Below are 513 nucleotides of genomic sequence, written 5' to 3' on the forward strand. Positions count from 1 at the left end.
AGACGGCATTACCACGCGTACTTACACTATAGCTGTCAGCAAAACCGGTGCAGCAAATGCAACCCTCACATCGCTCAAGATAAATGGCGTTACATTGAAAAGAATAGGTGCAACAGATAACTACACGGCATCTGTAAGTCCTTCTGCAACCAGTGTACAGCAAAGCGCCACGTTAAGTGACAGTCATGCATCTTTTACAGTGAACAATATAGCCGGGACATCGGGCATAGTCAATACAGTGCAGCTCGAGGCAGGAGTTACGACCAATATTGTCATTGTAGTAACAGCCGAAGACGGCATTACCACGCGCACTTACACTATCGCTGTCAGCAAAACCGGTGCAGCAAATGCAAACCTCGCATCGTTCAAGATAAGTGGCGTTACATTGAAAAGAATAGGTGCAACAGATAACTACACGGCATCTGTAACGCCTTCTGCAACCAGTGTACAACAAAGCGCCACGTTAAGTGACAGTCATGCATCTTTTACAGTGAACAATATAGCCGGGACATC

General features: G+C 46.2%; 1 protein-coding gene. It reads left to right on the forward strand.

Going from position 1 to position 513, the window contains the following annotated elements; all coding sequences use genetic code 11:
• The coding region (locus AC1DO4_RS27895) for a cadherin-like beta sandwich domain-containing protein (RefSeq protein ID WP_477421065.1) at positions 1-513 on the forward strand (513 nt) is incomplete at both ends.

The organism is Mucilaginibacter sp. P5_A6, from assembly GCF_056400585.1.